Genomic DNA, 13,778 nt, shown 5'->3' on the forward strand with positions numbered 1-13,778 from the left:
CCAGGGTGCTTCGAAAGGGAAAGCATGCGCACTCTCGTCCTGAACGCCGGTTACGAGCCCCTCGCCGTCGTGTCCGACCGGCGGGCCCTCGTCCTCGTCATGAGCCAGAAGGCGACCGTCGTCGCCGCCGATGCGGAACACCCCGTGCTCGGGGCGGTGACGTCGTGGGATCGCCCGTCGGTCATCGTGCTGACGCGGTACGTGCGCATCCCGCACACCCGGCAGATCCCCGTCTCGAGGCGGGGCGTCATGCGGCGCGACTCGCACCGGTGCGCCTACTGCGGTCGGTCCGCGACGACGATCGACCACGTGCAGCCGCGGTCGCGGGGCGGGGCGGACAGCTGGGAGAACCTCGTCGCGTGCTGCCTCAAGTGCAACAACCTCAAGAGCGACCGCACCCCGCACGAGATGGGTTGGGAGCTGCTCTTCACGCCCAAGCCGCCGCACGGGGTCGGCTGGGTCGTGCGCGGCATGGAGCGGACGCAGGCGAACTGGGACGAGTACCTCGCCGCTGCGTGACGCCTGGCGCCGGCGCCCGCTCGTCTGCCCATGAACCCCGTTTGCGAAGACGAACCCCGCTTCATCGGGGTTCATCTTCGCGAACGGGGTGCATGGTGGGCCGGACGGCAGGAGGCGCGGGTTCGGTAGACTCGCGGGGTCAGCCTCTGTAGCTCAATGGAAGAGCAGTTCCGTCCTAAGGAAAGGGTTGGGGGTTCGAGTCCCTCCAGGGGCACCTGACGTCGCTTAGCGACGATGCCCCTGCAGGGACTCGAACCCCTGCGGCTCCGCGCTCTGCGCGCCCGTCCAGGGGCACCTGACGTCGCTTCGCGACGATGCCCCTGGAGGGACTCGAACCCCTGCGGCTCCGCGCTCTGCGCGCCCGTCCAGGGGCACTCCTCGCGAGCGCCGATCGGCTACGCGGGCAGCTCGGGCAGCGCCAGGAGGGCGATGCCGAGTGCGGCCGCCACCGCTCCCAACGCCGTGATCGCCACGCCCGGCAGGGCGCTGCCGCCGTCCCGCTGCCGGACGATCAGGACGCCGCCGACGATGCCGACGAGCCCCAGGACGAGGAGGGTGATCGAGAACACCATGAGGAGCCTTCCGGTTGGTGGGAACGGTGCTGACGTCGCCGAGCCTGCGTGGGGGAGTCGCCGGCGCACACGCCACCGTGAGTGCCCGTCGCGCTCAGACGGCCGGGAACCACGCTACCTGGAGGCCCCGATCGCCGAGGGGCCAGAGTGGGCTCATGCCGACCGCCGCTGAGACCGCCCGCACGACCCGCTACGACCGGCAGATCGGCCGTCGCGACCTCACCGAGTGGCGCTCGAGGCCGGGCCGGCGTCTCGCGTCGCGACACAAGGTCGTCGCGCAGAAGGTCGGCGCCCGCCGCGCCCTGGTCGCGACGCTCGCCGTCGGCGGAGGCATCGCCCTCGCGGCGACCGCCGGGGCGGCCTACATCTACGACGGTGTCACGGGTCGGGACGGCATCGAGAGCCTCGACCGGCCGGCGCTCGAGCGCGCGAAAAACCTCCGCTCCCCGGCGACGAACGGCGCGGCCGCCGCCCTCGCCCACGTCTTCGGGCCCGTCGTCCTGCCCGCCGTCACCGTCGGAGCCGCAGCGGCCTTCGGCTTCCGGGATCGCCACCCCAGCCCCGTCGCCCTCGTCGTGGCGGCCGGTGCGGGATCGCTCGCCATGACGGTCGTGGGCAAGAGGCTCATCAAGCGCAACCGGCCCGACCGTCACGAAGCCATCCCGCCGTACGAGAAGTCCCCGTCGTTCCCGTCCGGCCACACGCTGAACACCACCACGATCCTCGGCGTGCTCGCCTACCTCCTGGCTCTCCGGCAGGAGAAGCAGGCACCTCAGGTCGCCCTCGTCGGCGCCGCAGCCGGGACGGCCGGCGTCGTGGGGTTGTCCCGCGTGCTGCTCGGGGCCCACTGGTTCACCGACGTCGCCGTCGGCTGGGTCAGCGGCATCGGCTGGCTCTCGCTGATCGTCACGAGCCACCGGCTCTACCTGAGCACCCAGGACGACGACGACGTCCACGAGTGACGCGGAGCCCGACCGACGCGACCACCGCGGCGGGCGTGCGCCGCGCCTCCTCGTCCGGCGCCTCCTCGTCCGGGGCCTCGTGCTCGGATGGCGGCGACGGGCGTCACGCGCGGTCGTGCAGGGTGACCTGGTAGCCGTCGGGGTCGACGAAGGTGAAGGTGCGGCCGAAGGGGCCGTCGACCGGCGGGGTGGCGATCTCGACGTCGGCGGCGACCAGGGCGTCGTGGATCGCCTGGGCGTCGGGGGCGAGCAGCCAGAGGCCGACGCCGCGACCGAGCGGGGCCGCGTCGAGGTCGATGCCGGGCAGCGGGCCCCGCACGGCGAACGCGATCGGGGTCGTGGCGAAGACGACGGCGTGGGGCGGGCCGTCCTGCCGGGTGAGCCCGAGGTGCCGTTCGTAGAACGCGGCCGAGCGCTCGACGTCGCGGACCTGGAGGGAGATGAAGTCGGGGCCGGTGGCGGTCATGGTGCCTGCTCTCGTGTCGTGGTGGTTGATGTCAGTTGACTGACACAGCAGAACATATGTCAGACTACTGACATGAGTCAAGCCGCGTCGACCATCGACCTCGAGACCTCCGTGGGGTATCTGCTGAAGGAGGCGTCGAGCGCCCTCCGCGCCGCCATGGAGGCCGAGCTGCGCCCGTTGGGCATGACGATCACGCACTACTCGTGCCTCGAACTGCTGGCCCAGCGCCCCGGGCTCTCGAACTCCGAGCTCGCCCGCGGCGCCTTCGTCACGCGACAGTCCATGAACGTGCTGCTGCAGTCGCTCGAGCGCGACGGGCTCGTGCGGCGGGCCGAGCGGGCGCCGTCGGGGCGGGCGTTGCCGACCGAGTTGACGGCGGCGGGCCGCCGCCAACTGGCGACGGCGAGTGCGGCCGTGCGGGGCGTCGAGGACGCGATGACGCGAGGGCTCGACCAGGAGGCGCGGCGTCAGGTGGTCACGGCCCTGCGGGGATTCGCGGCCGCGTTGCGCTGACCGACGTCGTCGGGGCTCGTCTCGTCGCGCCTCCCCGTGTGGTGCCCGGGACGGGTCAGGCGCTCTCGCGCCACATGATCTCGGTCGGCAGCAGGAGCGCGGTGTGCGTCTCGTCGGTGCCGCCGAGCTGGTCGAGGACCTGGCGGGCGGCCCGTCGGCCCAGCTCTTCGGCGGGCTGGCGCACGGTCGAGAGGGGCGGGGTGCAGCGCAGCGCCCACGAGCTGTCGTCGAAGCCGACGATGCCGAGGTCGCCGGGCACCGAGATCCCGCGCCGGTGGAGGACGTCGAGGGCCCCGGCGGCGACGGCGTCCGACGCCGCGAAGACCCCGTCGACCCGGGGGTCCCGCTCGAGCAGCTCGGTCATGCCGTCGACGCCGGCCGAGTAGCTGTAGAACGGGTTGCGCACCACGAGGTGCGGGTCGTAGAGGTCGCCGAGCGCGGCGCGGAAGCCGGCGAGGCGGTCTTCGCCCGAGTCGCGGTCGAGTCCCGAGGCGAGCATGCCGACCCGGCTGCGCCCCGTCGACACGAGTCGGCGCACGATCGCCTCGGCGGCGGCCTGGTTGTCGATGCCGATGAACGGGATGTCGGGAGCGTCGCTCGGGTGGCCGACGAACGAGGCCGCCAGCCCGAGCTCGGCGACGGCCTGCGAGATGGGGTCGCCCGTCCGGGCGGACAGGATGATCGCCCCGTCGACGAAGCCGCCGCGCAGGTACTCGACCACGCGGTCGCTGTCGCGCTGGGAGTCGATCATCAGCGTGACGAGTTGGTGGTCGGCCTGCGACAGGACGGCGTTGGTGCCGATCAGGATGTTGCCGATGTTCGGGTCGTCGAGCACGACCGAATGGGGCTCGTGGACGATCAGCGCGATCGCGCGCGACCGCTGGGTGACGAGGTTGCGCGCGGCCGCGTTGCGGACGTAGCCCACCTTGGCCACGGCGGCCTCGACGGCCTCGCGCGCCTGGTGCGAGACGTACGGTTCGTTGTTCAGCACGCGCGACACGGTGCCCCGGGAGATGCCGGCCTCGGCGGCCACGTCGTGGATCGTGGCACGCCGACGCGGAGATCTCGGACCGGGCATGTCGGTCACCCTAGCGGAGCCCGGGACCCTCGGGATCGTTCCCGGGAGGGCGAACGGAGGTCGCACGGAGGGCGAAGGACGGGCGGCCGGTCGGGTCACCGTACGATCACGGTCGGCCCCTCCGCTTTGACAAACCGGCGACCGTGGGCTTAGCTCTGTGAACGTTCCCAGAAAATGCCATCCGATCCTTTGGGTCATCCTCTGGGAACGATCACAGAAACCCTGTGAACCTTCGCCGTCGAAGGGCCTCCGGCCGTTCGTGAAGGACACCCGCCGAAGAAGCCGAGGCCCCGTGTGACCCAGACTGCTGCCGAGCCCGCCGTCGTCGCCCCGCCGTCCCCGCGTCCGACGAGACCGCGAAAGCCGTTCCGGTACCGCAAGGCGATCGCGATCTTCATCGTCCCCTTCGCGGCGCTCTTCGCGGCGTTCTACCTGACGCCCATCCTCTACGCCGTCTTCCAGTCGCTGCAGAAGGTCGAACGCGAGGGCACGTTCGGTGCCCCGACCCAGGTCTTCGGCGGCCTCTCGCAGTACGCGTTGGTCTTCCAGAACACCGAGTTCTGGTCGTCCATCGGCCGGGTGCTGCTCTTCGGCGTCGTCCAGGTCCCCGTGATGCTGCTGCTCGCCCTGCTCTTCGCGCTGCTGCTCGACTCGCCCCTGCTGCGCGGCAAGCGGTTCTTCCGCCTCGCGTTCTTCGCGCCCTACGCCGTGCCCGGCGTCATCGCGGCGATCATGTGGGGCTACCTCTACTCGCCGAGCCTCTCGCCGTTCTCGGCCGTCACGTCGCGGGCCGGCCTCCTCGACGGCGGCACGGTGCTCTGGGCCGTGGCCAACGTCGTCACCTGGGTGTTCGTCGGCTACAACATGCTGATCATCTACTCGTCGCTCCTCGCGATCCCCACCGAGATCTACGAGGCGGCCCGCCTCGACGGGGCCTCGCAGTGGCGCATCGCCGTGTCGATCAAGATCCCGCTGGTCGTCCCCGCGATCGTGCTGACCGCCGTCTTCTCGGTCATCGGCACCCTGCAGCTGCTGACCGAACCGCTGGTCTTCCGCCAGTTCACGTCGACCATCTCGTCGACCTTCACGCCGAACATGCTCGTCTACTCGACATCCTCGGTGCCCAACTTCAACCTCGCGGCGGCGTTCAGCGTCGTCCTCGCGGTCGCCACGTTCATCCTCTCGATCGGGTTCCTCCGGTTGACCCAGCGGAAGGCCGACCAGTGACCGTCGACGCCCCCATCCGTCCCGCCCAGTCGTTCGACGACGCGACGACCCCTGCTCGCCGACGCGGCGGGGGGCCCCGCGAGAGCGTGATGTCGCGAACGGCCGCCATGGTCATCATGGGCGCCTTCACGCTCTACTTCCTCGTGCCGATCTTCTGGCTGCTGGTGTCGTCGACCAAGACGCTCGACAACTTCAACTCGAGCGCCGCCCTGTGGTTCTCGCCGACGTCGGCGCAGGACTTCGTCGGCAACGTCGGCCGGCTGTTCACGTACAACGACGGCATCTTCCCGCGGTGGATGCTCAACAGCATCGTCTACGCGACGGTCGCCGGCGCGCTCGGCACGATCCTGTCGGCGATGTGCGGCTACGCCCTGGCCAAGTACCGCTTCTGGGGTCGTGAGGCGCTGTTCAACATCTTCCTGGGTGGCGTGCTCGTGCCGGCGACGGCCCTGGCGCTGCCGCTGTTCCTGATCTTCAGCAAGGTCGAACTGACCGACACCTTCTGGGCGGTCTTCCTGCCCAGCATCGTGAGCCCGTTCGGCGTGTACCTCAGCCGCATCTACGCGGCGTCGAGCGTCCCCGACGAGATCGTCGAGGCCGCCCGCATCGACGGTTCGAGCGAACTGCGCACGTTCTTCACCGTGGCGATCCGGCTGATGTCGCCCGCCCTCGTGACGGTGTTCCTGTTCCAGTTCGTCGCCATCTGGAACAACTTCTTCCTGCCGCTGGTGATGCTGCGGTCCCAGGAGCTCTTCCCGGTGACCCTCGGCCTCTACACCTGGAACTCCAACGTGAGCCAGTACCCCGAACTGCGCACCCTGGTGCTCGTCGGCGCACTGGTCTCGATCATCCCCCTGCTCGTCGCCTTCCTCAGCCTGCAGCGCTTCTGGCGCAGCGGCCTGGGGTCCGGCGGCCTCAAGTAGCCGATCCCGCGGCCCCGGCCGTCCCGATCCGCCGCTCCCGTCCTGATCCACCGACCCGCACCTCCTCGACCTCCTCTCCGCAAGGCAACGACGTCGTTCCCTCCCGTGGCCGGCCCCTCCGGCTCCGCACCCCGATTGGACACCAGATGAAGACATCCCGAGTACTCACGATCGCGGCGGCCGCCGTGGTCTCGACCATGGCCCTCGCCGGTTGCAGCTCCGGCAGCGGCTCGGACGGCGCCTCCGGCGACTCCGCCTCGTGCGAGGCGTCCTCCGGCAAGGTCACCCTGAACTTCACGACCTGGGTGCCGAACATGGACAAGGTCGTCGCCCTCTGGAACGAGGAGAACCCCGACATCCAGGTCAAGGTCTCGATCGTGCCGAACGGCAACAGCGGCACCTACCAGAACTTCTTCAACCAGCTGCAGGCCGGCAACGCCCCCGACATCGGTCAGGTCGAGTACGACACCCTGCCCGCCTTCCGCGTGCAGGACGGACTGGCGAACATCGCCTCGTGCGAGGGCGTCTCCGCCGCGAAGGCCGACTACTCCGACGGCCTCTGGAACCAGGTCACCTTCGGCGAGGACGACTCCGTCTACGCGATCCCGCAGGACTCCGGTCCCATGGCGCTGTACTACCGCAAGGACCTCTTCGAGCAGGCCGGCCTCGACGTCCCCACCACGTGGGAGCAGTACGCCGAGGACGCCGTGACGATCAAGGAGATGGGCGGCAGCATCACCAACTTCGCCAAGGGCGACGTGAACCAGTTCGCCGGTCTGGTGTCGCAGGCCGGTGGCCAGTGGTTCGACACCGCGGACGGCACCTGGAAGGTCGACATGGGCGACGAGGCCTCGACCAAGGTCGCCGACTACTGGCAGGACCTCATCTCGAAGGACCTCGTCACGACCCTGCCGAGCTTCACCGACGAGTGGAACAACGCGTACAACACCGACCAGGACTGGACCTGGGTCTCGGCCGTCTGGGGTGCCAACACCATCTCGAGCGGCGCCCCCGACACGTCGGGCAAGTGGGCCGTCGCGCCCATGCCGCAGTGGAAGGACGGCGAGTCCGCGTCGGCCGCCTGGGGCGGATCGTCGAACGTCGTCTTCAAGGGCAGCGAGCACCCCGCCGAGGCGTCGAAGTTCCTGGTGTGGCTGAACACCTCGACCGAGTCGCTCGAGGCGCTGAACAAGGAGGCCAACCTGTACCCGGCCTCCACGACCGGTGCCGACCTGCCGGCCCTGACCTCGGGCGTCGAGTTCTACGGCGACCAGGCCATCTACGAGGACTTCGCGAAGGCCGCCGAGAACATCCAGCCCTTCACGTGGGGACCGACGATGACGCAGACCTACAGCGACATCTCGGACGGCTTCGGGGCGGCCGCCTCGGGTGACGGCACCCTCCTCGACGCCTTGAAGTCGGGCCAGGAGAAGACCGTGGCCGCGATGAAGGCCCAGTCGATCACCGTCGAGTAGCGATGATCCGAGGAGGCGCGGTGTCGGTGATCCCGGCACCGCGCCTCCTCTGCGTCTCCCGCCGGTATCGCGCCGGCCGGTGTCCGGCCGCGGCGCCTCAGCGCCCCGCGGTGGCCCGGTTCCTCGCCCGCGCGACGAGGTACAGCACGGTGCCCGCCGCGAGCAGGATCGCCCCGAACAGCCAGACCTGCCCGCTCTGCTGCGACATCAGCAGCAGGCAGGACGCGACGCCGGCCACCGGCACGGCCGTCCAGACGCGGAAGTGCGCGTGGTCGACCCGGTCCCGACGCAGCACCAGCACGGCCACGTTCGTGCTGATGAACACGAACAGCAGCAACAGGACGACCGTCTCGGCGAGGACGCTGATGTCGCCGACGGTGGTCAACGCCATGGCGACGGCCGTGGTGACCGCGATCGCGGCCCAGGGCGTCTTCCGTCGGGGCAGGACCGCACCGAGCGAGCGGGGCAACAGCCCCTGCTCGGCCATGCCGAAGGTCACGCGGCTCGCCATGATCATCGTCAGCAGCGCTCCGTTGGCGACGGCCACGAGGGCGATGAGGCTGAACACCCAGGTGGGCACGCCGACGCCGGTCGCGGCGACGACCGCCAGCAGGGGACCGGTCGAGTCCGCGAGCTCGGCGGGCGGCAACGCCACGGCGCTCGCGAGCCCGACGAGCACGTAGACCACGCCCGCCGTGGCCAACGCGCCGAACAGGGCGCGGGGGTAGACCCGGCTCGGTTCGCGCACCTCCTCGGCGACGTTCGCACTCGTCTCGAAGCCGACGAACGAGTAGTACGCGATGATCGCCGCACCGAGCGTGGCCAGGGCGGGGTTCGCGTCGACGGGGAACTCCCCGACACGCGAGACGTCTCCGCCCCCGCCGCCGAGCATCACGGCCACGACCGCGATCACGATGACGAGGCCGCTCACCTCGACGACGGTCATGACCACGTTGCCCCGCAAGGACTCGCTGATGCCCCGGGCGTTGAGCAGGGCGACGAGTGCCAGGAAGGCGATGGCGGTCGGCACCGGGGGCAGGTCGACGAAGGTGCCGAGGTAGTCGCCGGCGAAGGCCAGCGAGAGGCCCGCCGCACTCGTCACGCCGGCCGCCAGCATGCTGAAGCCGACCAGGAACGAGACCAGTGGCCGACGGAACGCCCTCTCGGCGAAGATCGCCGCCCCTCCTGCCTTGGGGTACTTGGTGACGAGCTCGGCGTACGAGCCCGCGGTCAGCAGCGCCAGGAGCAGGGCGAGCACGAGCGGGGCCCAGAGCGCCCCACCGACCTCGGCCGACAGGGTTCCCATCAGGGCGTAGATCCCGGCCCCGAGCACGTCGCCGAGGATGAAGAGGTAGAGCAGCGGGCCCGTGATCGCCTGCTCGAGCTTGGACTGCCCGACGGCCGGGCCTCCGGTCGGGGGCTGCGGGACGTCGCGGGTCGCCGGCTCGGCCATGGGTCCTCCTCGTCCGGGCCGGGCGGGGTGCGCAGGCCTCGCCGACGAACGAACCACGACCGAGCCGTCGGGGGCCGAGTGCCGGCCGGGGGTTGACGAACGGTCACCTCGTGGGTCATGAGCTGGCCGACGTGGTCGGCCGGGTCGCCGTGTCGGGGTGACCCGGTCGGGTGTTGCGGGCCGACCCGGTCGGGTGTTGCGGCCCGCTCAGTCGGTGGGGCGGGCGCCGTCCGACGGCCCGGCCGCCTCGGCGAGCCCGGCCCCGTGCGTCGGGGCGCCGTCCAGGGAGCGGCCGAGCGACACCGTGCCCTCGTCGTCCGCGTAGTGGCCGTAGGCCGCGATCGGCCCGTAACCGGCCGACTCGTAGAGGCGGATCGCGGTGTCGTGGGCCACGTTGGTCTCGATCACCATCTCGGTGACGCCGGCGTGTGCGGCCGACCGTTCGAGCCAGTGCAGCACGAGCCGGGACAGGCCGTGCCCGCGCCGGTCGGGCCGGACGTACATCCGCTTCAGCTCGGCCCGTCCGTCGGGCAGCAGGCGCCAGGCTCCGAGCGCCACGGGCTCGCCGGCCTCGTAGGCCACGGCGAACGTGCCCCTCGGCAGCTCGAACTCGGAGCGGTCGATCGGGCTGACGTCGCGCCCGCCGTAGATCTCGACGTACAGCTCTTGCAGTCCCTCGACGAGCTGCTGCACGTCGGGGTGGTCGTAGGGGCGGGGTTCGATGCTCGTCGCGGGCGCCGGAGTGGTCACCTGACCATCTTCGCCGATCAGGCGAGGTGTGGCTCGGCCCGGTGCGTCCCGGTGCGGTGCGGCTCGGGGCGGTGCGGCTCGGTGCGTCAGCCCGCGTCGCGCCCGGTCACCCGGTCGAGACCGGACGAGGAGGCGCGGCGAGCGTCCCCGAGGTCGCACCCGAGGGCCACGAGCACGCGGGCGACCAGCTCGACCGTCCACGCGGGGGTGACGAGTTCGGGGGTCGACCACCAGGTGTGCAGCCCGCCGAGGAGGCTGCCGCCGACCAGGGACAGCGCCAGGTCGACGTCCAGCTCGGCGAAGGAGCCCGCCGCCTGCCCGGCCTGCACAAGAGCCCGTGCCTGCGGCACCAGCGCGGCCTCGGCGTCGAGCAGGCGCAGGCCGTTGCGCGCGACGACCACGGCCACGGCCGGGTCGCTCTCGGCCAGTCCGAGGACCACGTGCATCGCGATCGCCGCGGTCGTCACGGGGGAGTCGTCCGCGCGCCCGAGCGCCGCCATGCGCTCGGTCTGCGCGTCGAGCACGCTCTGCACGGCCTCGTCGAACAACGCGTCCTTGCCGGCGAAGTGGTTGTAGAACGTGCCGAGGCCGACATCGGCCAGCTGCGTGATCTCGGCGACGGGGACGGCGGCGTAGTCGGCCCGCCGCAAGAGGACGACGCCGGCCTCGACCAGCTTGCGACGCGTGTCGCGCGTGCGGCGGGACGTCCTCGAGGGGGCGACCCGCGCCTCTTCGTCGTCCGGTTTCACAGCGGCCTCTCACGTGTCGGGCGGGATGTCTGGCTACATTCTGTCACGACTGACGAATCCGTCAATCATGACGAATCATTCGAGGAGACACCGTGCCCGACGTGACCATCACCGCCGCCCGCCCGGACCAGCTGGACGCGGCCGCCGCCGTGCTCGCCGAGGGGTTCCGCGACGATCCCGTCATGCTCGGGTTCGTCCCGCGCGGGCGGCGGCGCCATGCCCGTCTGGTCGACCTCTTCTCCGCGATGATGCGGTCGATCCCGGCGGGCCGTCGCACGGTCGACGTGGCCGTGGCGGACGCCGGCCGGGACGTCGTGGGGGCGGCCGTCTGGGAGGCGCCGCGCACCCGACCGTCCTCGCCGCTGCGCCTGCCGGTGTCGTTCGCGGAGCTCGGGCAGCTGCCGCGGTACCTGCGGGCGCTCGGACTCGGCGGGCTCGTGCCGGCGGCCCGCCACCAGGCGACCCTGGCGGCGCCCCGGCCGCGGCTGCCGCACTGGTACCTCGGCGAGATCGCGGTCGGCGACGCGGCCCGAGGGCTCGGCGTGGGCACCTCGTTGATCGAGCACCGCCTCGCGGCGATCGACGAGACGGGCGGCGCCGCCTACCTCGAGTCGTCGACCGAGCGGAACCGGGCGCTCTACCGGCGCCTGGGCTTCGTCGAGCTGGGGCCGATCCGCGGGCTCCCGGGGGCGACGCCCGCGGCGATGTGGCGCCCGGCGACACGGACGACCTGAGCCGCGCGGGCGGGCCGTCCAGACCGGGCATGTATCTTCATGTCGAGAGACTTCTGCGCGGTAGCGTAGAGGCAGCACCACCGAGCACACGCATGCCCGACAACGAGGGAGCACCTGCCGCATGGCGAAGATCATCTACACGCTGACCGACGAGGCGCCCATGCTGGCGACCTACTCGTTCCTGCCCATCATCCAGGCCTACGCCAAGACCGCGGGGGTCGACGTCGAGACCCGCGACATCTCGCTGGCGGCCCGCATCATCAGCCAGTTCCCCGAGCGCCTCACCGACGAGCAGCGCCAGGGCGACGCCCTCGCCGAGCTGGGGGCCCTGGCGAAGACGCCCGAGGCCAACATCATCAAGCTTCCGAACATCTCGGCCTCGATGCCGCAGCTCAAGGCCGCCGTGGCCGAACTCCGGTCGCAGGGCTACGACCTGCCCGACTACCCCGACTCGCCCTCGACCGACGCCGAGCGCGACGTCAAGGCCCGGTACGACAAGGTCAAGGGCAGCGCGGTCAACCCCGTGCTGCGCGAGGGCAACAGCGACCGTCGTGCTCCGCTCTCGGTCAAGAACTACGCCCGCAAGCACCCGCACCGCATGGGCGCCTGGACGGCCGACTCGAAGACGAACGTCGCGACCATGGGCGTCGACGACTTCCGTTCGAACGAGAAGACGGTCGTCATCCCGGCCGACGACACCCTGCACATCGAGTTCGTCGGCACCGACGGCGAGACCCGCGTGCTGCGCGAGTCGATCCCCGTGCTGGCCGGCGAGGTCGTCGACGGCACCGTGCTGCACGTCGCCGCGCTGCACGAGTTCCTGGCCGCACAGATCGCCCGGGCCGAGGCCGAGGGCGTCCTGTTCTCGGTCCACCTCAAGGCCACGATGATGAAGATCAGCGACCCGATCCTCTTCGGCCACGTGATCCGCGCCTTCTTCCCCCGCGTCTTCGAGCAGTACGGTGCCGACCTGCAGGCTGCCGGGCTCGACCCCGCCAACGGTCTCAACGGCATCCTGCAGGGCCTCGCGGCACTGCCGAACGGCGACGAGATCAAAGCCGCCTTCGACCAGGGGATCGCCGACGGGCCCGACCTCGCCATGGTCGACTCCGACAAGGGCGTCACCAACCTGCACGTGCCGAGCGACGTCATCGTCGACGCGTCGATGCCCGCGATGATCCGCACGTCGGGCCACATGTGGGGCCCCGACGGCGACGAGCACGACACCCTGGCCGTCATCCCCGACTCGAGCTACGCCGGCATCTACCAGGCCGTGCTCGACGACTGCCGTGCGAACGGCGCCTTCGACCCCGCGACCATGGGCTCGGTGCCGAACGTCGGCCTGATGGCGCAGGCCGCCGAAGAGTACGGCTCGCACGACAAGACCTTCGAGGTGCCCGGCGACGGCACCGTCCGCGTCGTGAACCAGGCGGGCGAGACGCTCATCGAGCACGAGGTCGCCACGGGCGACATCTGGCGCGCCTGCCAGACGAAGGACGTCCCGATCCGCGACTGGGTCAAGCTCGCCGTCACGCGGGCCCGCGCCAGCCAGACCCCGGCGGTCTTCTGGCTCGACGAGACCCGTGCCCACGACGCGACCCTGATCGGGCTCGTCCGCACGTACCTCGCCGAACACGACACCGAGGGCCTGCAGATCGAGATCCTCTCGCCCGTCGACGCGATGGCGTTCTCGCTCGAGCGCATCCGCCGTGGCGACGACACCATCTCGGTCACCGGGAACGTGTTGCGCGACTACCTGACCGACCTGTTCCCGATCATGGAGCTCGGCACCTCGGCCAAGATGCTCTCGGTCGTGCCGTTGATCAACGGCGGCGGCCTGTTCGAGACGGGTGCCGGCGGTTCGGCCCCGAAGCACGTCTCGCAGCTCGTCGAGCAGGACTACCTGCGCTGGGACAGCCTGGGCGAGTTCCTCGCCCTCGCGGTCAGCTTCGAGCACCTCGCGACGTCGACCGACAACGCGCGGGCGCAGATCCTCGCCGACACGCTCGACCGCGCCACCGGCACCTTCCTCGACGAGAACAAGTCGCCCGGTCGCAAGCTCGGCTCGATCGACAACCGCGGCAGCCACTTCTACCTGGCCAAGTACTGGGCCGACGAGCTCGCCGCCCAGACCGACGACGCCGAACTGGCCGCCGCCTTCGCCGGGCTGGCCGCCACCCTCGGCGGGGCCGAAGAGGCGATCGTCGCCGAACTGATCGAGCCCCAGGGCACGGCCGTCGACATCGGGGGCTACTACCACCCCGACGCAGCCAAGACCGAAGCCGTGATGCGCCCGTCGCGCACGCTGAACGAGGCGCTCGCGACGCTGTAGGTCGTCGGTCGCCGGGCGCAGGTCG

At 71.0% G+C, this 13,778-nt stretch carries 14 protein-coding genes and 1 tRNA gene; 9 read left to right on the forward strand and 6 right to left on the reverse strand.

Going from position 1 to position 13,778, the window contains the following annotated elements:
• Positions 1 to 24 precede the first annotated feature (24 nt).
• A complete protein-coding gene (locus tag QRN23_RS03555) occupies positions 25 to 519 on the forward strand; it encodes an HNH endonuclease (RefSeq protein WP_123571687.1) in 495 nt (164 codons plus the stop codon).
• A 142-nt stretch (positions 520 to 661) separates the two neighbouring features.
• Positions 662 to 733 (forward strand) — tRNA-Arg (locus tag QRN23_RS03560).
• A gap of 181 nt (positions 734 to 914) precedes the next feature.
• Here the strand turns inward: QRN23_RS03560 and QRN23_RS03565 are convergent.
• Positions 915 to 1,091, reverse strand: a complete 177-nt coding sequence (locus QRN23_RS03565; RefSeq protein WP_158612924.1) for a hypothetical protein — start codon at positions 1,089 to 1,091, stop codon at positions 915 to 917.
• Between the two features lie 155 nt (positions 1,092 to 1,246).
• Here QRN23_RS03565 and QRN23_RS03570 point away from each other — a divergent pair, with 155 nt between their 5' ends.
• Positions 1,247 to 2,053 carry a phosphatase PAP2 family protein gene (locus tag QRN23_RS03570; RefSeq protein WP_159827412.1) on the forward strand — a complete coding sequence of 269 codons (807 nt, stop codon included), beginning with the start codon at positions 1,247 to 1,249 and terminating at the stop codon, positions 2,051 to 2,053.
• A 103-nt stretch (positions 2,054 to 2,156) separates the two neighbouring features.
• Here the strand turns inward: QRN23_RS03570 and QRN23_RS03575 are convergent, their stop codons facing one another.
• A complete protein-coding gene (locus QRN23_RS03575; protein ID WP_285062565.1) occupies positions 2,157 to 2,519 on the reverse strand; it encodes a VOC family protein in 363 nt (120 codons plus the stop codon).
• A 72-nt stretch (positions 2,520 to 2,591) separates the two neighbouring features.
• Here QRN23_RS03575 and QRN23_RS03580 point away from each other — a divergent pair, with 72 nt between their 5' ends.
• The gene (locus QRN23_RS03580; protein ID WP_123571685.1) at positions 2,592 to 3,032 is read left to right on the forward strand and encodes a MarR family winged helix-turn-helix transcriptional regulator; all 441 of its coding nucleotides are present in this window, start codon (positions 2,592 to 2,594) and stop codon (positions 3,030 to 3,032) included.
• A gap of 55 nt (positions 3,033 to 3,087) precedes the next feature.
• On the opposite strand, the gene QRN23_RS03585 is transcribed toward QRN23_RS03580, so the two are convergent.
• On the reverse strand, positions 3,088 to 4,110 hold the full coding sequence (locus QRN23_RS03585; protein WP_285062568.1) for a LacI family DNA-binding transcriptional regulator: 1,023 nt from the start codon (positions 4,108 to 4,110) through the stop codon (positions 3,088 to 3,090).
• Between the two features lie 294 nt (positions 4,111 to 4,404).
• Between QRN23_RS03585 and QRN23_RS03590 the strand changes: the two genes are divergently transcribed.
• The 3 genes from QRN23_RS03590 to QRN23_RS03600 all read left to right on the forward strand — a co-directional run bounded on the left by QRN23_RS03590 (position 4,405) and on the right by QRN23_RS03600 (position 7,735).
• On the forward strand, positions 4,405 to 5,337 hold the full coding sequence (locus QRN23_RS03590) for a carbohydrate ABC transporter permease (RefSeq protein ID WP_056043057.1): 933 nt from the start codon (positions 4,405 to 4,407) through the stop codon (positions 5,335 to 5,337).
• 89 nt (positions 5,338 to 5,426) lie between these two features.
• Positions 5,427 to 6,260, forward strand: coding sequence for a carbohydrate ABC transporter permease (locus QRN23_RS03595; protein WP_056044474.1), 834 nt, complete (start codon positions 5,427 to 5,429; stop codon positions 6,258 to 6,260).
• Positions 6,261 to 6,406: 146 nt separating this feature from the next.
• Positions 6,407 to 7,735: an ABC transporter substrate-binding protein gene (locus QRN23_RS03600; protein WP_285062571.1), complete on the forward strand. Its 1,329-nt coding sequence runs from the start codon at positions 6,407 to 6,409 to the stop codon at positions 7,733 to 7,735.
• Positions 7,736 to 7,832: 97 nt separating this feature from the next.
• On the opposite strand, the gene QRN23_RS03605 is transcribed toward QRN23_RS03600, so the two are convergent.
• The 3 genes from QRN23_RS03605 to QRN23_RS03615 all read right to left on the reverse strand — a co-directional run bounded on the left by QRN23_RS03605 (position 7,833) and on the right by QRN23_RS03615 (position 10,687).
• Positions 7,833 to 9,188: an APC family permease gene (locus QRN23_RS03605; RefSeq protein ID WP_285062572.1), complete on the reverse strand. Its 1,356-nt coding sequence runs from the start codon at positions 9,186 to 9,188 to the stop codon at positions 7,833 to 7,835.
• Between the two features lie 207 nt (positions 9,189 to 9,395).
• Positions 9,396 to 9,938, reverse strand: a complete 543-nt coding sequence (locus tag QRN23_RS03610; RefSeq protein WP_285062574.1) for a GNAT family N-acetyltransferase — start codon at positions 9,936 to 9,938, stop codon at positions 9,396 to 9,398.
• An 86-nt stretch (positions 9,939 to 10,024) separates the two neighbouring features.
• Positions 10,025 to 10,687 (reverse strand): TetR/AcrR family transcriptional regulator, encoded by a 663-nt coding sequence (locus QRN23_RS03615; RefSeq protein ID WP_200412691.1) that lies wholly within the window; start codon positions 10,685 to 10,687, stop codon positions 10,025 to 10,027.
• Between the two features lie 92 nt (positions 10,688 to 10,779).
• Between QRN23_RS03615 and QRN23_RS03620 the strand changes: the two genes are divergently transcribed.
• Positions 10,780 to 11,421, forward strand: a complete 642-nt coding sequence (locus QRN23_RS03620; RefSeq protein WP_056043046.1) for a GNAT family N-acetyltransferase — start codon at positions 10,780 to 10,782, stop codon at positions 11,419 to 11,421.
• 121 nt (positions 11,422 to 11,542) lie between these two features.
• Positions 11,543 to 13,753 carry an NADP-dependent isocitrate dehydrogenase gene (locus QRN23_RS03625; protein ID WP_285062576.1) on the forward strand — a complete coding sequence of 737 codons (2,211 nt, stop codon included), beginning with the start codon at positions 11,543 to 11,545 and terminating at the stop codon, positions 13,751 to 13,753.
• Positions 13,754 to 13,778: the final 25 nt, after the last annotated feature.

Source organism: Frigoribacterium sp. ME-P-080 (assembly GCF_030209595.1).
Classification (GTDB): Bacteria; Actinomycetota; Actinomycetes; order Actinomycetales; family Microbacteriaceae; genus Frigoribacterium.